This window comes from Marinitenerispora sediminis (assembly GCF_003336425.1).
In the GTDB taxonomy this organism is placed as follows: Bacteria; Actinomycetota; Actinomycetes; order Streptosporangiales; family Streptosporangiaceae; genus Marinitenerispora; species Marinitenerispora sediminis.
In genome coordinates this window covers 39,265-58,118 of sequence record NZ_QEIO01000025.1, presented here as the reverse complement: position 1 = coordinate 58,118, position 18,854 = coordinate 39,265, and the positions used below count along the sequence as shown (strand labels likewise).

At 74.8% G+C, this 18,854-nt stretch carries 12 protein-coding genes; 6 read left to right on the top strand and 6 right to left on the bottom strand.

Annotation, left to right across the window (positions count from 1 at the left end):
* Positions 1-116: 116 nt before the first annotated feature.
* A complete protein-coding gene (locus DEF28_RS07320; RefSeq protein ID WP_114400047.1) occupies positions 117-3,383 on the bottom strand; it encodes a type 1 periplasmic-binding domain-containing protein in 3,267 nt (1,088 codons plus the stop codon).
* Positions 3,384-3,874: 491 nt separating this feature from the next.
* Here DEF28_RS07320 and serC point away from each other — a divergent pair, with 491 nt between their 5' ends.
* Positions 3,875-4,996: a phosphoserine transaminase gene (serC, locus tag DEF28_RS07315; RefSeq protein ID WP_114396944.1), complete on the top strand. Its 1,122-nt coding sequence runs from the start codon at positions 3,875-3,877 to the stop codon at positions 4,994-4,996.
* Between the two features lie 129 nt (positions 4,997-5,125).
* Positions 5,126-6,118 (top strand): glycerophosphodiester phosphodiesterase family protein, encoded by a 993-nt coding sequence (locus tag DEF28_RS07310; RefSeq protein ID WP_114396943.1) that lies wholly within the window; start codon positions 5,126-5,128, stop codon positions 6,116-6,118.
* Between the two features lie 53 nt (positions 6,119-6,171).
* Here the strand turns inward: DEF28_RS07310 and DEF28_RS07305 are convergent, their stop codons facing one another.
* Positions 6,172-7,236: a hypothetical protein gene (locus DEF28_RS07305; protein WP_181874242.1), complete on the bottom strand. Its 1,065-nt coding sequence runs from the start codon at positions 7,234-7,236 to the stop codon at positions 6,172-6,174.
* 100 nt (positions 7,237-7,336) lie between these two features.
* On the opposite strand from DEF28_RS07305, the gene DEF28_RS07300 reads away from it, so the two are divergent.
* Complete coding sequence (locus DEF28_RS07300; protein WP_114396942.1) at positions 7,337-8,062, top strand: 3-keto-5-aminohexanoate cleavage protein; 726 nt, start codon at positions 7,337-7,339, stop codon at positions 8,060-8,062.
* A 178-nt stretch (positions 8,063-8,240) separates the two neighbouring features.
* Here DEF28_RS07300 and thpR read toward each other — a convergent pair whose 3' ends face one another.
* From thpR to DEF28_RS07280, 4 genes are all read right to left on the bottom strand, one after another.
* Positions 8,241-8,798: an RNA 2',3'-cyclic phosphodiesterase gene (gene thpR / locus DEF28_RS07295; protein ID WP_114396941.1), complete on the bottom strand. Its 558-nt coding sequence runs from the start codon at positions 8,796-8,798 to the stop codon at positions 8,241-8,243.
* A gap of 57 nt (positions 8,799-8,855) precedes the next feature.
* Entirely contained in the window at positions 8,856-10,118 is a 1,263-nt protein-coding gene (locus tag DEF28_RS07290; protein WP_114396950.1) for an MFS transporter, read from the bottom strand.
* A gap of 188 nt (positions 10,119-10,306) precedes the next feature.
* The gene (locus tag DEF28_RS07285; protein ID WP_374058081.1) at positions 10,307-10,762 is read right to left on the bottom strand and encodes a MarR family winged helix-turn-helix transcriptional regulator; all 456 of its coding nucleotides are present in this window, start codon (positions 10,760-10,762) and stop codon (positions 10,307-10,309) included.
* A 209-nt stretch (positions 10,763-10,971) separates the two neighbouring features.
* Entirely contained in the window at positions 10,972-12,483 is a 1,512-nt protein-coding gene (locus tag DEF28_RS07280) for an NCS2 family permease (RefSeq protein ID WP_114396939.1), read from the bottom strand.
* 156 nt (positions 12,484-12,639) lie between these two features.
* Here DEF28_RS07280 and DEF28_RS07275 point away from each other — a divergent pair, with 156 nt between their 5' ends.
* The 3 genes from DEF28_RS07275 (at position 12,640) to DEF28_RS07265 (ending at position 18,835) form a co-directional block, all read left to right on the top strand.
* Positions 12,640-12,918, top strand: coding sequence for a DUF2530 domain-containing protein (locus DEF28_RS07275; RefSeq protein WP_114396938.1), 279 nt, complete (start codon positions 12,640-12,642; stop codon positions 12,916-12,918).
* Positions 12,919-12,957: 39 nt separating this feature from the next.
* Positions 12,958-14,454, top strand: coding sequence for a DUF7059 domain-containing protein (locus DEF28_RS07270; protein WP_114396937.1), 1,497 nt, complete (start codon positions 12,958-12,960; stop codon positions 14,452-14,454).
* Positions 14,455-15,727: 1,273 nt separating this feature from the next.
* Positions 15,728-18,835 (top strand): sacsin N-terminal ATP-binding-like domain-containing protein, encoded by a 3,108-nt coding sequence (locus tag DEF28_RS07265; RefSeq protein WP_114396936.1) that lies wholly within the window; start codon positions 15,728-15,730, stop codon positions 18,833-18,835.
* The last annotated feature ends 19 nt before the right edge of the window (positions 18,836-18,854 follow it).

Sequence of the window (18,854 nt, the reverse complement as noted above, 5' to 3'; positions counted from 1 at the left end):
AACGCTCCGGCCGGGCCACCGCCCGGCCGCGACGTTCTCCCGGTCCCGCCTGACCCCGTGACGCGTTCACGGGGTCATCGTCGTGTTCGGGGCGGGTCGCGGCCGGCCGGCCCGCCTCAGAGGCACCCCTCGCGGTCCGGACGGTCGGAGGTGGTGACCCGGCCGCACACCGCGATGGTCTGCTGCGCGATGTTGCCGGGCCCCACCGGGCCGGCCAGCACGAGCTGGACCACCCGCTCGTCGTACCAGTGGCCCTCGGCCGGCGGGCCGAAGTCGATGAGGCCGCTGACCCCGCCGAGCCCGCTCGTCTCGCTGATCGGCAGCCGCAGGTCCGCCGGTACGGGCCGCCGCTCCTCGGTGTCGATCCGCTGCGCGTTCTGGGCACGGCGCAGGGCGTCGGTGACGACGAGCAGCGCGTCGTAGGCCATCACCTCGTGTGCCCGCGACGGCCCTTCACGCCCGGAACGCAGGCCGAGCTCGTCCTCCAGCCGGTTCAGCTGGCGGTAGAAGGCCGGGGCGCCGCGGCCGCCGGTGACCCCCCACGCCCCGGTGGCGGCCAGCGGGGTGTAGAAGACCGGGTTGCGGCCGATGTTGTCGGTCAGGTGGGCGATGTTGTCGGTGACGTACTTGCTGATGTCGTCGGCGGCCAGGATGGTGACACCACCGGCGCAGTCGCCGTGGAAGAGGAGGTAGTCGTAGAACGGCCCGAACTCGTCGGAGCGCCCCGCGTAGTAGATGAGGTCCGGGGGGTCCGCGCAGATCTGCGCGGCGCGGGTGAGGATGTCCGGCTGCTCCGGCCCCCCGTAGGTGAGGACGCCGGGTTCGGGGTTGAGTCCGTTGGAGTTGTGGTGGACGGGCTCGAACGGCGCCATGTGCCCGCCCTGGTCGGTGAACTGGCGGGCGAAGGTGGTGGCCAGGTCGATCCCGTACAGCTCCCCTGGGGAGTCGTCGGCGAGCGCCACCGCGGAGCGGGCCGGTTCGAGGGCCCGGCCTCCGCCCGCCGCGCCGTGGTAGGCCCACGTGGCGGCCTGCCGGGCGATGCGGGTGTTGGACGGGGCGATCGGGAAGAAGAACTCGCTGTGCCGGTGCGGCTGCAGCTCACTGAGGTTGTCGAAAGTGGCCGCGGTGCTGACCATCGGCAGCCCGGCGCGGGTGAGTTCGCCGATGGCGGCGCGCGTCTCTCCGAGGCTGCTGCCGAACCCGACCGCCGCCAGCAGAGTGGGGTCGCGCCGCATCTCGCCGGCGACCAGCCCGGCCGTCCGCACGGCCTGCCGCCAGGACGCCCCGGTGTTCGCGATCAGGATCCGGATCGCGGCGTAGCCCTGGTCGGGATAGATCCGGTTGTACTCGTCCTGGCCGTGCGCGAGACCGATGAGCTCCCCGTACACGCCCGAGGTCACGGAGTCCCCGGACCCGGGGGGCACCGAGAGCGCGCCGAAGTACACCACGGTGACGACCGGGCCACCAGCGTCCTCGGCGTCGGCGTTCTGCTCGGCGATGCGCCGCTGCACCGACCTCAGCCGCTCGTCGAAGACGAATGAGCCGTCCGTGTAGCCGACGCACTGCCCGTCCTCGGTGACGATGCCCTGCGGCGGGAGCACCGCCGCGCCCTGCACACAGGGGTCCACCGCATGCGCGAGCGCCACCACGCCGGAGGCCGCCGTCAGCAGCAGCGCCGCCGCAGCGGCCATCCCCGCCAGCCAGCGGACCGCGAGCGCCCGGGTGGTGAGGACGGTGTCCGCCTCGGCGAGCTCCAGCTCCCCCCGCCCGTTCGCGTCCCACTTCCGGGGTGCCGGCGCCTCGAACCGCACCTCGCGGCTCGGTCCCAGCCGGCCGACCTCGAAGCGGGTGTGCAGCCAGTCCTCCAGCGTGTGCTCCGGCGGCGGTTCCGCCTGCGGCTCACGGGCGGCCGAGCGCGGACCGATCCGCACGACCAGCAGGGGGTCGGGGAACCGGTGCTCCCGGCGGATGTCCTCGATGAGCGCCACCACGTGCCGGGCCACCCGGCCGACCCGCCCCTCGTCCACCACCAGGACCGGCAGCCGGGTCCGTCCGCGCTGGGGCAGCCAGGCGTACCGCAGCCGGTGCCGCACCAGACTCGTCCCGTAGCTCGCGTTGAGGTCGTCGAGCAGCGCGTTCACCGCCAGCAGGTGCACGATCGGCGGCTGCTCCCGCGACAGCGGTTCCGTCCGTGACCGGGCGTCCGAGACCGCGTTGATCGTCGCGATGCCGATGTCACGCACCCGCCGCGGCATGCTGGACGACGGGGTGTCCGGCGCCGGCTGGTAGGGCTGGCGGAGCAGCCACAGGTAGCGCCGCCACGGCAGGTAGAAGAGGGCGCCCAGCCCGTAGGCGGCGGCCAGCAGCCCGAGGATGGCCAACGTGAGCGCGTTGTCCAGCCACCCCGCGAAGATCGCGAGCAGCGGGAATCCGAGCAGCGGCACGGTCGAGAGCAGGAATCCGACCGGGGTGAGGATCCTGTGGTCCAGCCAGCTGAAGTTGAGCTTGCGCGAGCAGAAGGCGATGAACCTGTAGGCCTCGTCCTTGGCCTTGCGCAGGAAGGCGGGCGGCGGCCGGTCGGCGCCGCTCCTGCGGCCGCTCCGCCGCCGTCGGGCGCGGTGCTCGCGCAGCTTCTCGGTCACGTACAGGTGGGTGCGCGGTTCGGGGGCGAGCTCCCCGCGCTCGCCGCCGTGCTTCCTGGCGTGCTCGGGGTTGAGCCTCTGGAGCACGTCCTGGACGTCGATCTCCGCCAGCGCCTCCAGCGAGTCCCACCTCGGGAGGCGCGGCGGGTGCGGCGGCCGGCGCCCGGACGCCCACGCGCGCACACCGGCGGCCCATCGGCGCGGTCCGTCCTTCCCCGGCTCCGGGACGGCTGCCCCGTCGGCGGCCCGGGCCGGACCGCCCTCCGTGCCGCGATCCCGCTGGATGGTGGCGGCGAGTTCGCCCACCAGGCGGTAGACCTCGGCGGTGGTGGCCTCGTCGCCCGCCTGCCGTTCGGCTGCCCCGCCCCTGCCGGAGGCGTTCGCCCGCGCTCCTGTGCCCGCGTCCGCGGCGGACCCGGTCCGCCGCTCCGCCGCCCTCTCCTCGCAGTCGTGCAGGACCGCGAAGGGGTGCGGCCACGATCTCCTGCGGAGCAGTTCCGTCAGTTCCTCCGCCTCGCGCTGATCGGTGACCCGGACGTTCAGCACCGGCGGCGGAGCGGCCAGGTCCTCCGGTGCGCCGCCGTCATCGAACCGGTACGACCGGCGATGGGCGGCACGACGCGCGAATCGGCGCTGCTCCCGGATCCGGTGGGCGCTGGGACGTTGGCGCAACCGCGCGAACACCTCCAGGAGCGCCTCCGGGAACGCCTCGCCCGGCGCGCCGGTGCGCTGGCTGCTCATGGGTCCTCCGCTGTCGGAGTCGGGCCGGTCAGGGGAACCGGGGGACCGTCACTCGTGGCTCAGGGCCACCCTTGCGCGCCAAATTGCCATTTCCGCCCGATATCTGGCTACGTCAACCGCACGAAGACCCGAAGTGGCCACCAACTATGACGAACCGGCAAGATTCGGCTAACCACCGAAACGCGTCCCTCGCGCCCCCGCGCCCCCAGCCGTACCGGGCCCACCCGCCTCCGTGTCCTTGGTCGCGCTCACCACCTCGCTCCCCTCCGCCGCCGACGCGACTCGGCCTCCGGCAGTCGGCACCGACGGCTCCGGACGCTCGGCGGCACGCGCTCAGCGCCCCGGCCACGCCCACCACCCCGCTCGCCTCCGCCGCCGACGCGACTCGGCCTCCGGCAGTCGGCACCGACGGCTCCGGACGCTCGGCGGCACGCGCTTGTGGACTCCCCCTCACCAGCGCACGTGCCCCCGACTTGAGTACGCTTGGCCGGGTGACCGACATCCAGATTCCCGCGAACCTGCTGCCCTCCGACGGCCGCTTCGGCTGCGGACCGTCCAAGGTCCGTCCCGAGCAGTTGAGCGCCCTCGCCTCCTCCGGCACCGGCTACCTGGGCACCTCGCACCGCCAGCAGCCGGTCAGGTCGCTGGTCGGGCGCGTGCGTTCCGGACTGTCCCAGCTGTTCGCGCTGCCGGACGGCTACGAGGTCGTCCTCGGCAACGGTGGTACCACCGCGTTCTGGGACATCGCCGCACACGGGCTGGTCCGGGAGAAGTCGCAGCACCTGGCGTTCGGCGAGTTCTCCTCGAAGTTCGCGAAGGTCACCGGGGGCGCGCCGTGGCTGGCCGAGCCGAGCGTCATCGCCTCCGAGCCGGGCACGCACGGCACACCGCGCGCCGAGGCGGGGGTGGACGCCTACGCGCTCACCCACAACGAGACCTCCACCGGTGTCGCCGCCCCCATCCGCCGGGTCGAGGGGGCCGACGAGGGCGCGCTCGTCCTGGTCGACGCCACCAGCGGCGCCGGCGGCCTGCCCGTGGACATCGCCCAGACCGACGTCTACTACTTCGCGCCGCAGAAGAGCTTCGCCGCCGACGGCGGCCTGTGGATCGCCGTGATGTCGCCCCGGGCCCTGGAGCGGGTGGCCGAGATCGCCGCGGGCGGCCGCTACGTTCCGGAGTTCTTCTCGCTGCCCACCGCGATCGACAACTCCCGCAAGGACCAGACGTACAACACGCCCGCGGTCGCGACGCTGCTGCTGCTCGCCGAGCAGATCGAGTGGCTGAACTCCCAGGGCGGCCTCGACTGGGCCGTGCGCCGCACCGCCGAGTCCGCCCAGATCCTCTACACCTGGGCCGAGAAGTCGCCGTTCACCACCCCGTTCGTGGCCGACCCGGCCCAGCGCTCGCAGGTGGTGGGCACCATCGACTTCGCCGAGGGCGTCGACGCCGCGGCGGTGGCCAAGGTGCTGCGCGCCAACGGCGTGGTCGACACCGAGCCGTACCGCAAGCTGGGCCGCAACCAGCTGCGCATCGGCATGTTCCCCGCGATCGAGCCGGCCGACGTGCAGGCGCTCACCGAGTGCGTCGACCACGTGGTCGCGCGGCTGGCCTGAGCCGCCGCCGACCGACCGCCCGGACGCGGGGCACCGCCGGGCGGAGAGCGGCCCACGGCCGGTCCGGGCTCCCCGGACCGGCCCGCCCCGTACCAGACACCCACCCGGTCGGACGGACGGACCCCTTCAGTGCGCAGGAACCAGCGGAAACACCCGGTCACCATCATCTCGCACCGCGGCGCCTCGGGGCACCGGCCGGAGCACACGCTCGCCTCGTACGAGCTGGGGGCGCGGCACGGCGGTGACTTCATCGAGATCGACCTGGTGTCGACCAGCGACGGGCACCTGATCGCGCGGCACGAGAACGAGATCGGGCACACCACCGACGTCGCCGGCCGTCCGGAGTTCGCCGACCGCCGCACCACGCGCACGGTCGACGGCCGCGAGGTCACCGGCTGGTTCGCGGAGGACTTCACCCTCGCCGAGATCAAGACGCTGCGCGCGGTCGAGCGGGTGCCGGACCTCCGTCCGGACAACGCCGCGCACGACGGCCGCTACGAGATCCCCACCATGGCCGAGATCATCGAGCTCGCCAAGCGGCTCACCGCGGAGCTGCGCCGGCCGGTCGGGGTCTACCCGGAGACGAAGCACCCTGCCTACCACGCCGCGGCCGGCCTGGCCCTGGAACCGCCGCTCATCGCGCTGCTGCGCGAGACCGGGCTGGCCGGCCCCGAGCCGGAGGTCCCGGTGTTCCTCCAGTCGTTCGAGGCCGACAGCCTGCGCGGCCTCGCCGAACTGGAGCTGCCGCTGGTCCAGCTCATGCACGGCGGAGCCGCCTTCGACCCGGTGGCCACCCCCGAGGGCCTGGCCGAGGTCGCCGGGTACGCGCAGGCGATCGGTCCGGACAAGGCGCGGATCATCCCCAGGGACAAGGAGAACGACCTCGTCGAGCCCACCTCCCTGGTGGCCGACGCCCACGCGGCGGGCCTGCTCGTGCATCCCTACACGTTCCGCAGCGAGAATGCCCACCTGCCGGCGTCGCTGCGATCGGGCGACGACCCCACCGCCAACGGCGACTTCGCGGCCGAGTACGAGGCGTTCTTCGAGCTGGGCGTGGACGGCGTCTTCACCGACCACTCCCGGCACGCGTTCCTGGCACGGGAGATCTTCTTCGGCGAGTAGCCCTCGGGAGCGCCGGGCGGTCGCCTCGCGGGCCCGTCCCGGCCCGCGGGCGGTCATCCCCGGCGCGCCAGCCACACGATCGCGGCGATGACGACCGCCGCGCCGAGCCCGCCCGCCAGGATGAGCGGCAGGGCGCCTTCGCCGTCGGGGTCCGCGGCCGGACGGTCCGGCGCGGGCGGGTCGGCCGGCTCCTCCTCGGGCCGCGCGGTCCCGGGGTCGGGCTCCGCCGGCTCGGGCGCGGCGGTGAGCGGAACTCGCCACACCGGGCTGTCCAGGCCCTCGGTGCCGGCCATCAGGGCGGTGCCGTCCGGGGTGAAGGCCAGGGACTCGCCCTGCTCGGTGCGGGGCAGCGTCACGCGCTCGACGATGCGGCCGGGCACGCCGTCGCTCGCGTCGTAGACGTTGGCGCTCCAGTAGGTGCGGACCGCGTAGCGGCTGCCGTCGGCGGCGAACGCGGCGTCGGTGGCGTAGAGCGGGGCCGAGGCGATGCGGACCAGTTCGTTGACGCCGTCGGCCGTCGGCCGCTCGGGGGCCGCGTAGACGCCGCCGCCGACCTCCTTGCTGATCACGTAGAGCCGGTTGTCGCGGGGGTCGATCATCATGCCCTCGGCGTTGCGGGCGCCGTCGGCGTAGCGGAACGTGAACGTGGTGGCCGCGACGGTCTGGTCGCCGAGCACCGCCGGCTCAGGGAACCGGTAGACCCGGACGTCCGGCCAGCCGCCGTCGAAGTTGTCGCCGATGTCCCCGACGAAGACGGCGGGCGCCCCGGAGTCGTCGGTGCCCATGGCGACCGCCTCCCAGTCGCGCGCCTGGACACCGTCGCCGGACAGCCGCACGGTGGCGACCGTCCGCCCGGTCTCGTCGACCGCGTAGACGTCGGGCCCGTACTGGTCGCCGCTGTCGTTGTGCGTCCAGTACACGCCCTCGTACAGCCGCGACGCCGCCAGTCCGCTGGACTCCGCGATGCGCGGATCGGTGAGCCGGAACGCGGTCTCCGACCCCTCCGGCGCGCCCGCCGTGGCGGAGTCCTCCGGTTCGGCGGTCGCGCCCAGGGTGACCGGCAGCGCCGTGAGCACCACCGCCAGCAGGGCCGCCCGGCCCGCCCTTCCGCTCGTCATGCGCGCCATCGTCCCATCCGGTGTGCCGCGGCGGAGCTTGTGCCCCGCGCCGGGTGGGCATGTTCCGCACAAGCGAACGCCCCGAGGCGAGAGGATGGCCATGAGGATAGTCGCCTGTCTCAACGGTGACCGGCGCCCGGGCGCGCATCCGGCGCTGCCGGTCTCCGCGGACCAATTGGCCGCGGACGCGCGGGCGGTGGTGGCGGCGGGCGCCACCTGGCTGCACGTCCACCCGCGCGACAGCCGCGGCGGGCAGGCCCTGGAGCCGCAGGTCGTGACACCGCTGCTGGCGAAGCTGCGCGCGGCGGTCCCGGGCGTGCCGATCAGCGTCACCACGGGACTGTCGGCCGAGCCCGACCCCTGGCGGCGCTACGACCTCGTGCAGCGCTGGGGCGCGCTGCCCGACGCGGCCACGGTGGATCTGGCCGAGCCGGGGGCGGTGGAGGTGGCGCGGCTGCTGGCCGATCGGCAGGTCGCCCTGGAGGCCCGGCTGGGGACGGTGCAGGCGGCGCGGATCCTCACCGCGAGCGGCCTGGCCGACGCGTTCGCCTACGTGCTGATCGGGCCGGCGGAGCCCACGGTGGCCCAGGCGCTGGAGACGGTCACGGCCGTGGAAGCGGTGCTGGACCGCGCCGGTGTGGCGCTGCCGCGCCTGCTGCACGGGAGGGAGCAGACGGCGTGGCCGCTCCTGGACACCGCGATCGCGGCCGACCGGGACATCCGCATCGGGCTGGAGGACACCCTGCTCGCCCCGGACGGGCAGGAGGCGGAGGACAACGCGGGACTGGTCTCCCAGGCACTGGCCCGGATCGCCGCGCACGCCTGAGCGGGGCGGCTCCGGCCCGCCCGGCCGCTCAGCCGGCGAGGGCGCCGATGACGACGATGAGCATGATCGCGCCGAGCACCGTGGGCAGCAGCCAGCGCTGCTTGCGGTTGTTGGTGAGCATGCTCATCGCGGCGCCTCGTCCTCTCGGTCGTCCGGTGCGGTCCGGACCCGGTCCCCTTCAGGTTAACGGCCACCTGGCGACGGTCAGGTAGCGGGGACGGCCGTCGGCGCGGCTGCGGACCAGTTCCGCCTCACCCGCCCGCCACGGGGATCCGGCCAGGTCGGCCAGGACGTCCCGCGGTCCGCTCAGGTCGTGGGGGCCGCGGGTGCGGGCCAGCGTGACGTGCGGCACGTAGGGCCGCGGCTCGACCGGCACGCCGTGCGCCGCGGCGGCGGAGTGCAGCGCGCCGGCGAGGTGTGTCAGCGCCTCGGTGTCCCCCTCGACGCCGGCCCACAGCACCCGCGCCCGCTCGGAGTCGGCCGGGAAGGTGCCGGCCCCGCGCAGGGCCAGTTCCATGGCCGGGTGGGCGGCGGCCTCCCGGGCCAGCCGGGCGCGCAGCGCGGGTACCTCGGGGTCGGGGACCTCTCCGAGGAAGAGCAGGGTGAGGTGCCACTCCTCGCGCGGCGTCCAGCGGACGCCGCGGGGTGCCGCACGGTGGCCGCGGGCCGCGGCGACCGCGCGGTGCAGTTCGTCCAGCGCGGTCGCCGGCGGGGTCAGCGCGACGAACAGCCGCATGGGGGTCCCTCCTCTGGTGCGACCCCCAGTATGCCCGGCCGGCCGCGCCCGGAGCGGTCATCCGGTCTCGGCGAGCGGCCGGCGGGTGAGCGCCAGGAAGGGGCGGCGGGTCGGCGTGACGCGCACCCCGACCCCGCGCCGGCGGGCCAGGAGCACACTCACCAGGACCGTCACCAGCACGGTGACGACACCACCGGTGGCCAGGCTGACCTGCGGACCGAACCTGTCGGCGAGGAATCCGACGAGAGGCGCCCCGATCGGCGCCGGGCCGAGGAAGAACAGCATGAACATGCTCATGACCCGGCCGCGCATCTGCGGGTCGACGCTGGTCTGGAAGACCGCGTTCATGGTCGTGTTGAAGCTGAGGAAGGCCATGCCCATCGGGACCAGGACCAGCAGGAACGCCAGGTATCCGGTGGTCAGGGCCGCGGCGATCTCCAGCACGCCGAAGGCGAGGGCGCCGGCCAGCAGGACGCCCAGCCGCGGCCGGTCCCGGCGCGCGGCGAGCAGGGCCCCGGCGAGGGCGCCCACGGCGATGGCCGCAGCGGCGACCCCGAACGCGTCCGCGCCGGCGCGGAACACGTTGTTGGTCATCAGCGCGATCTGGTTCTGCACGTTGGCGCCGAACAGCTGGAGGAAGGCGGTCATGACCAGCAGCAGCACGAGGTCGCGCCGGCCGAGGATGTAGCGCAGGCCCTCCATCGTCTGGCCCTTGGCCCGCGGGGCGGGTTCGGTGACGTGCAGTTCGGCGGGGCGCATCAGCCACAGTCCGGTCAGCACGGCGACGAAGGAGAGCGCGTTGACCAGGAACACCGGGCCGCTGCCGAAGGCGGCGATGAGCAGGCCGGCCACGGCCGGTCCGGTGACCCGTCCCAGCTGGAAGCTGGCGCTGTTCAGCGCGATGGCGTTGGGCAGGTCGCGCTGGCCGACCATCTCGACGACGAACGTCTGCCGGGCCGGGTTGTCCAGGACGGTGACCAGGCCGAGGCCGAACGCGAACAGGTAGACGTGCCAGACCTGGGCGAGGCCGGCCGTGGCCAGGACGCCGAGCGCCAGCGCGAGCAGCCCCATGGCGGCCTGGGTGGCGACGAGCAGCCGGCGCTTGTTCATCCGGTCCACCAGGGTGCCGCCGAGCAGGCCGAACAGCAGCATGGGCAGGAACTGCAGCGCGGTGGTGACGCCGAGCGCCATGCCGCTGCCGCCGCTGAGCTGGAGGACCAGCCAGTCCTGGGCGATGCGCTGCATCCAGGTGCCGGTGTTGGAGACCACCTGCCCCATGGCGAAGAGGCGGTAGTTGCGGACGGACAGCGACCGGAACATCGCGGGAGCGCGGCGGCGGCGTGCGGGCGGGGCCGGCTCGCCGTGCCCGTCGGCGTCGGGCACGGCGCCGGGGCCGGCCGGCCCGGGGGCCCGCCCGGTGCCGGGGCGCGCGGGCGCGGTCTGCTGGGGTGGTGTGGCGGTGGCCGTGGTCGCCTCCTCGGTCGGCGGCATCCCACGTGTCCCCGCGGCTAGGACTGGCTGAGGCGCTCCAGGATCTCCGCGGCCTTGCGCAGGGTCGCCTTCTCCTCGGGCGTCAGCTCCCGCAGCCGCTGCGTCAGCCACGCCTCGCGGCGCCGCTGGTCGGCGCGGACCAGCTGCACGCCCTCCTCGGTGAGCTCGACCAGCTGCTGGCGCCGGTCGTCCGGATGCTTCATCCGGCGCACCAGGCCGCGCTCCTCGAGAGCGGCGATGATCCTCGTCATCGAGGGCGGCTGCACCTTCTCGTGGTCGGCGAGCGCCCCCGGGGTCAGCTGGCCGTGCCGCGCGAGCGCGAACAGCACCGCCCCCTGTCCCAGGGAGAGCGACGCGTCCGGCCGCTGAGCGCGCAGCCGGCGCGCCAGCCGTCCCACGGCCACGCGCAGCACCGCGGCCAGCCCGGCGTCGGTCCTGGTCTGCTGGGATACGTTGGGATGCTTCATTAGCATGACTCATTACTCTTGCTAACAATATCGCGGATCATCGCATTTCCCCTGCCACGTCAAGCCGAATCGTGGATTCGGTCACAGCCCTTTTACCGTGCGGCCATACACGAAGTGCCCCGTTCCGCGGAACGGGGCACCACGCGGTGCGCTGAGGCTACCCGGGCCGGCGGCCCGCGGGAGCGGCGGGCGCCGGCGGGACCGGGTCACGGGCGCTAGACGCCCAGCGCCGCCTGGATCGGGCCGAGGGCGAAGTAGACGACGAACACCGCCGCGATGATCCACATCAGCGGGTGGATGTCGCGGAACCTGCCCTGGGCGGCGCGGATCAGCGTGTAGCTGATGAACCCGGCGCCGATCCCGTCGGCGATCGAGTACGAGAAGGGCATGATCACGATGGTGAGGAACGCCGGGATGCCGATCCCGTAGTCGGTGAAGTCGATCCGCGTCACCTGGGTCATCATCAGGAAGCCCACCACGATGAGCACCGGGGTGGCCGCCTCGAAGGGCACCAGGGTGACCAGCGGGGCGAACAGCGTGACCACGAGGAACATCAGGCCGGCGACGACCGACGCGAGCCCGGTGCGCGCCCCTTCGCCGGTGGCCGCGGCCGACTCGGCGTAGACGGTGGCCGAGGAGGACGAGGCCGCGCCGCCCGCGACGGCGGCCAGCGAGTCCACGACGAGCACGTTGCGCGCGCCCGGAAGGTCGCCCTTCTCGTCCAGGAGGTCGGCCTGCCCGGCGACGCCGACCATGGTCCCCATCGTGTCGAAGAAGTCGGCGAGGATCAGCGTGAAGACGAAGAGGACGAGCGCGATGATCCCGACGTGCTCCAGGCTGCCGAACAGGTTGAACTGGCCGATCAGTCCGAAGTCCGGAACGCCGACGACGGACCCGGAGAGCGCGGGCACCGTCAGCGACCAGCCCTGCGGGTTGACGTTGCCGGCGTCGTCGACCATCGGGCCGACCCCGGCGGCCGCCTCCACCGCGATGGCGAGCGCGGTCGTGCCGATGATCCCGATCAGCAGCGCACCGCGGACCCCGCGCACCATGAGCACGATCGTGAGCGCCAGCCCGACGACGAAGACGAGGATCGGCCAACCGCCCAGGTGGCCGTCGCCCAGCTGGACCGGCACGGTGCTGCCCGCGGCGTCGGGCACCCGGCGGACGAACCCGGCGTTGACGAAGCCCACGAGGGTGAGGAACAGCCCCAGGCCGACGGCGATCGCGGTCTTGAGCCCGGAGGGGATGGCGCGGAACACGGCGGTGCGGAAGCCGGTGAGCACCAGGAGCAGCAGGATGATGCCCTCCAGCACCACCAGGCCCATCGCGTCGGCCCACGTCATCCGCGGGGCCAGCGTGACCGCCACGACGGCGTTCAGGCCCATGCCGGCGGCGAGGCCGAACGGGTAGCGCCCGACGACCCCCATGAGGATGGTCATGACGCCGGCGACCAACGCGGTCGCGGCCGCGACCATGGGGATGGCCGCGGCGGGGTCGGTGCCGCCGCCGGGGAGCCGGCCGTCCATGTCCGCGGCGGTGCCGATGATGAGGGGGTTGAGGACGACGATGTAGGCCATGGCGAAGAACATGGCCAGGCCGCCGCGGACCTCGCGCGCGAAGTTCGACCGCCGCGCCGAGATCTGGAAGTAGCGATCGAGTCTCGCCTTGAGGCCGGAGCTGGCGGGGGCTGCCGCGTTTGGCGGGGTGTTGGGCGTTTCTTTCACTCGTTTGAGCCTGACATGTCCGAGTTACGGTACTAGGTCAGGTTAGTTGCATCTCTGGACAAGCACGTACGCCCCGACCTGCGCGGTTCCCGGAAATCGGCCGGACCGGGTCCCGCCTTACCGGTTCCGCCGCGGCGCATCCCGTAGCCTGAAGGTGTGCGTAAACCCCGCCGCCCCGCTCCAGAGGTCATGGAGAGCGACTACCGCGTCCCCACCGCCGCCGGGTCCGTGGCGTGGGCCGTCGCGCTGGTGGTGCTCCTCGCCATGGGTGAGCGGCTCCCGGCCGCCGACCGGTGGTGGATGTGGGTGTGCGTCACGGGCATCACCCTCGGAGTCTTCGCCTACTTCTACATCCCCCGCCTGCTGCGCAAGCGCGCGGAGGCCGAGGCCCGCCACGCCGCGCGCCGCGCCGCTGACGGCGACGGTGAGGAGTGACGCCGTCGGCGGGCGTGGCCCGGCGCCGGCGACGTGATAATGGGGCCCGTGCCTGATTCGTTTCGCCCCCTTCCGCGCCGTCTCGGCGAGCGGCTGCGCCAGATCCTGATCGAGGCGGACTACACCGTCTCCGGTGTGCGGGACCGGCTCGGCGACACCGCCGCCCGCGCGCTGGCCCGCGAGCAGCTGGTGCCGGCGCTGCGCGCCACCGGCGGCGAGGAGCGGCTGGGGCTGCTGCTGCGGCTGTGGTGGCTGCAGGAGCCGGTCGCGCTGGCCGCCACCCGCGCCATCCTGCCGGTGGCCGACCTCGCGGCAGCGGGGCTGCTGGCCGTCGACGGCGACACGGTGCGCGCGCTCGTCCACATCGGGCCCTGGGAGCTGTCCGGCGGCCGCCCCGGATACGTCGTCTCCGATCCCACCGTCCGGCCCGGGCACGGCAGTCCCCGACCCGACCACGTCGTGGGCGCCGGCGGCGCCTCCGGGACCCTGTCGCGGCTGATCGTGGACGGCCCGGTGGAACGCGCCCTGGACCTGGGCACCGGAAGCGGGGTCCAGGCCCTGCACCTGGCGGAACGGGCCGGCGAGGTCTGCGCCACCGACCTCAACCCGCGCGCGCTGCGCCTCGCCGAGCTGAGTTTCGCACTGTCCGGACTGGACAACGTGCACACCCGCGAGGGGTCGCTGTACGAGCCCGTCGCCGGGCAGCGCTTCGACCTCGTCGTGTCCAATCCGCCCTTCGTCATCACGCCGGAGGCCGCGCGCTACACCTACCGCGAGTCCGGCCTGGCCGGCGACTCGGTCTGCGCGGAGATCGTCCGGCAGGCCCCGGCCCACCTCACCGACGGCGGCTGGTGCCAGCTGCTCGCCAACTGGCTGCACGTGGGCGGCGAGGACTGGCGCGACCGGGTCGGCTCCTGGGTGACCGGCACCGGCTGCTCGGGCTGGGTGGTGCAGCGCGACGTCCAGGACCCGGCCGAGTACGTCGAGCTGTGGCTGCGCGACTCCTGCGAGCAGGGCACCCCGGAGTACACCCGCCGCTACGACGCCTGGCTGGACTACTTCGAGCGCGAGGGGATCCGGGGTATCGGGTTCGGGTGGATCTGCCTGCGCAACGACGCCGCGCAGGACGCCGCGGTGCGGGTGGAGGAGCTTCGCCACGAGATCGAGCAGCCGGTGGGCCGCTACCTGCCCGACGTCGTGGACGGCGCCATGACGGCGCACCGGCTGACCGACGCCGCCCTGCTGTCCGCGCACGTGGCCCTGGCCCCGGGCGTCGTCGAGGAGCGCATCGGCCCGCCCGGAGCGCCGGACCCGGAGCGCATCCTGCTCCGCCAGCGCGACGGCCTGCGCCGGGCCGCGCAGGTCGGCACCGTGGAGGCGGCCCTGGCCGGCGTCTGCGACGGCACCATGCCGGTCGGCCCGCTGCTGGACGCCATCGCCGAGCTCACCGGCCAGGACCCGGCCGACCTGCGCGGACGCACCCCGAACGTGCTGCGCGGGCTGATCGCCGAAGGCTTCTTCCGCGTGGCCCGCTGAATCCCAGCTGGTTCTTCAGCGTCCAGCTGGCCGCCTCGATCCGCCGGCGCGACCAGCCCGGGAAGGCCGCGGTGTCGTCCTCGTCGCGGCGGGCCGGGCGGACGAGCACACCCCCGAGGTCGTCCGCGGCCTTCTCCGCCCCGGGCTCGGCCCACACCCTGCCGCACCGATCGGTAACGGCCCCGGCGCGCGTCGCCGCACCCGGAGCAGGTGCGGGGCCTGCTCGCGTCCGCCCAGTTCCCGGGGCGAGCCGGGGAGAACGCCGTTACGGCGCCCTCGGCGGTGAGAGCTCGGCGCCCCAGAAGAAGGCATGGCGGGACATGGCCACGCCGTACCCGGCGGTCCCGTCTGATCCGAGCGGTTCACCGTCACGCGGAAGGCCGCGCGGCGCAGAGAGGCGGCGTCCGTCCGCCGCAGCGTCCCGTGCCACGTCGCGACGGCCCCGGCCAGCCGCATCGCGGCCGCGTGTGGGACGGGTGCCGCGGCGCGCGGGTGCCGGTCGTACGCGGGCTGGCCGGGCAGGCGCGGGAACGGGAAGAGGTGCCCGATCCTGCGCGGGGCCGGGCGCGGCCGCCGGCCCTGGGAATCGCATGTCGGCAGGACCCGGGCGGTCGCGACGCGCCAGCCCGGCGTCGGGGCGCAGCCGGGCGGGGCCGGGGTTTCCGGCGCCGCTGGGCCGACGCGCGGACGTGGTCGTCCAGTCGGACCTAGCGTGCGGTGAGAAGGGCGCGTCCAGGTCCGTCGTCGCACACCGACCGTGGGCGCCCTCCGGCATGCCCGTCGCCGGTCCAGCAGCCCCCATCGCCTCGGCCCCCGTCGGCTTCCCCTGCGACGCGACGAAGGCGGCCGCCGGCGCGGCACGCGCCGAGGCGCCGGAGCGGAACGCCGACTACCCGGTACTTCGGCAGCTGGACCAGGGCGCGCGCCTTGGCCGCGCACACTCCGACGCCGTCCCCGCGCCCCGCCGCGCGATCGCTCCGGCGACGGGACCGGGCCGGCCGCCTGCTGCGCCAGGACCGGGAGGAGGATCTGCCGCCTGATGCGGACCGCGTCGGCGCGGCGGCCAGCCGTCGGTCCCATGACCGCGGCCGCGCGTCACCGGGCCGCCCCGGGCGGCGCCTGCGGATACGCCGCGGGGCCGCGCCCACCGGGGACGGGAGCGGCCGACGCTCCCCGTCCGCCGGGGCCCCGCCGTGGCCGGTCTGGAAAACCGGGCCGAGAACCGCGGCCCCGTCGCGTACCGTAGTGCCGCACCACCTCGGGAGGAGTCCGTATGGTCCAGGCGATGGTCGACCCGTTCGGCACGGCCGAGCTGCGACGACGAGTGCTGGACGCGTGGGCCGACGCCCCCGTCCGCTTCAGGGAGGATGCCAACACCGAGGAGGACTACGCGCTCGGCGGCTACCGCGACCGGGTGGTCGTCGAGCTCGCGCAGAACGCCGCCGACGCGGCCCGCCGGGCGGGCGGCCGCGGCCGGCTGCGGCTGGCGCTGGCGGGCGACCGCTTCACCGCCGCCAACACGGGCGCCCCGCTCACCCGCGAGGGCGTGGAGTCGCTCGCCGCCCTGCGGGCCTCCGCGAAGCGCGGACCGGCCGACGAGGGCGCCACCGGCCGCTTCGGTGTCGGCTTCTCCGCGGTGGTCGCCGTCAGCGACGACGTGACGGTCGCCTCGCGGGACGGCGCGGTGCGGTGGAGCCGCGAACGCGCCGGTGAGGTCCTGCGCGAGGAACTGCTGGAGACCGGCCGCGCGCGCCCGGAGTTCGCCTCCGAACTGGAGCGGCGCGCGGGTCACGTCCCGCTGCTGCGGCTGCCGTTCGAGTCGAGCGCCCGCACCCCGGAGGGGTACGACACCGCGGTCGTCCTGGTGCTGCGCGACGAGGACTCCCGCCTGCGTCTGGCCGGCCTGCTGCGGGAGACCGGCCAGGCGCTGCTGCTGGCGCTGCCCGACCTCGCCGAGGTGGAGATCGACGTCGACGGCGCCGTGCGGGTGCTGCGCTCCGACCGCCTCCCCGGCGGCGGCCTGGTGACTTGGGTGTGCGACGAGTCGGGCGAGCGGGCCACCCACTGGCGGACCGTCACGCGGACCGGCCGCTTCACCGCCGCCGAGCTCGCCGACCGCCCGACCGAGGAGCGCGGCCGACCGGACTGGTCGGTCACCTGGGCCGTCGCGGTCGACGACACCGGCAACGTCGCCGGCCTGCCGGCCGACGTGCCGCGCGTCCTGCACGCGCCCACCCCCTCCGACGCCGAGCTCCGGCTGCCCGCGCTGCTCGTCGCCACCCTGCCGCTGACGCCGGACCGTCGGCACGTCGCGTTCGGCCCGGCGGCCGACGTCGTCATCGGGGCCGCGGCGGCCGCCTACGCCGACCTGCTCCGCGGCCTGCCGCCGCGGACCACCTGGGACCTGCTTCCGGTCCCCCTGCTGGGCGCGGCCGGCGAGTTCGACGCGCGGTTCCGCGCGCTCGCGACCGACGCCCTGCACGAGACGCCCTTCCTGGTGACCGCGCACGGCGAGCCGGTGCGCCCGCGCGACGCCGTGGTGCTCGACGCCGGCCCGGAGACGGTCGAGGCCCTGGCCGACGTGATCCCCAACCTGCTGCCCGGCGACTGGAACTTCCGGCACAGCGGCCTGGCCCACCTGCGGCTGCGCCGGCTCACGCTCGCCGAACTGGCCGACCTGCTCGCCGACCTGGATCGGGAGCCCGCGTGGTGGGCCCGCCTGTACGCCGCGCTGCGCGCGGCCGGGCAGCGCGGCGCCGACCTCGGCGAGCTCGGCGCCCTCCCGGTCCCGCTCGCCGACGGCCGGCTGGTGCGCGGCCCGCGCGGCCTGCTGGTGCCCGCCGGCGAGGGCTTCCGGCCCGAGACCCTGGACCCGCACGCGCTGGCGCCGCTCGGCCTGCGGATCGCGCATCCCGAGGCGGTCGATCCACTGCTGCTGCGCCTGGGCGCGGTCGAGGCCGACGAACGCGCCGTCCTCACCGATCCGATGACCCGCGCCGCCGTGGAGAACTCCCTGGAGGCCGACGACCCCGACCACATCGCGGCCGCGGTCCTGGAGCTGGTGTCGGCGTCCGGCACCACCGTGGACGACGCGCCCTGGCTGGCCGAGCTCGCCCTCCGGGACGACGAGGGCGGCTACTCGCTCTCGGGCGAACTGCTGCTCCCGGACAGCCCGCTGCGGGGGATCTTCGCCGAGGACGCCCCGTTCGGGGTGGTGGCCGAGGACCTGGTGGGGCGCTACGGCGCCGAGACGCTGGAGGCCGTGGGCGTGCAGCGGTCGTTCAGCCTGTTCACCCTCCGGGATGTCACCCTGGGCGACGCGCTCACCGAGAGCCTGGACGAGCTGGAGCCGGACGGCATCGACGAGTGGGCCGCCGAGGTCGCCGAGCGTCTCGGCGACCCCGACCTGCCCCCGGTGGTGCCGGAGCTGGTGGGGGTCCGGGACCTGGAGTTCGTGCGTGCGGACCGGTGGCGCGAGGCGCTCGCGCTGCTGGCCGCTCCCCGGATCCGCGCCGCGGTCGTCGACCCGGTACGCGTCCTCGGACCGTACGGCCGGTCGGTCGACGTCCCGTCCTACACGGCGTGGTGGCTGCGGACGGGTGCGCTCCTGGACGGGCGTCCGCCGGTGGAGCTGCGGGCCGCCGACGCCGAGGAGGCCCTCGCCGGGCTCTACGACGAGGCACCGGCGGACCTGGACCCCGTCCTGGCGCGCGCGCTCGGCGTCCGGGCCTCGCTCACCGACCTGCTGGCCGAGCCGGACGGCCCCGACGAGCTGCTGGAGCGCCTCGGCGAGCCGGAGCGGCACGTGTCGCGGGAGGCGCTGCGGCGGATCTGGAGCGCGGTGGCCGAGGTGGACGCCGAGCGCGTCGCCCCGCCCGAGACCGTGCGCGCGGTGCACGGCGGCGCGATCGTCGTGGCCGACGCCGAGGACACCGTGGTGGTCGACTCCCCGGCGCTGCTGCCGCTGCTCGCCGACCGCCCGGTCCTGCTGGTGCCGGCGGAGCGCGCGGCGGCGCTGGCGGACGTCCTCGACATCGCGCTCGCCAGCGAGGTGCTGCCCGGCCGGGTGACGTCGGCGGGCGAGGTGCGCCCTGTGCCGGACGAGGTGCGGGTCTTCCTCGACACCGCGGCGCTGACGTACGTGCACCACGATCCGCTGACCGTGGACGGCACGGAGGTGGAGTGGTGGTGCAACGGCACCGCCGTGCACGCCGGTACCACCGACGGCCTGGCCCGCGCGCTGGCGTGGTCGGCCGACCGGTGGTCGCGCCGCCACGTGGTCGCGGCGGTGCTGCGGGACCCGCGCGCGGTGGCCGAGCTGCTCGCGGAGACCGATCTGGAGTCCGCGTCGGGGCAGGCCCCGGAGCTCGGCCCGCGCTGATACCTGGGCGGCCGGCGGG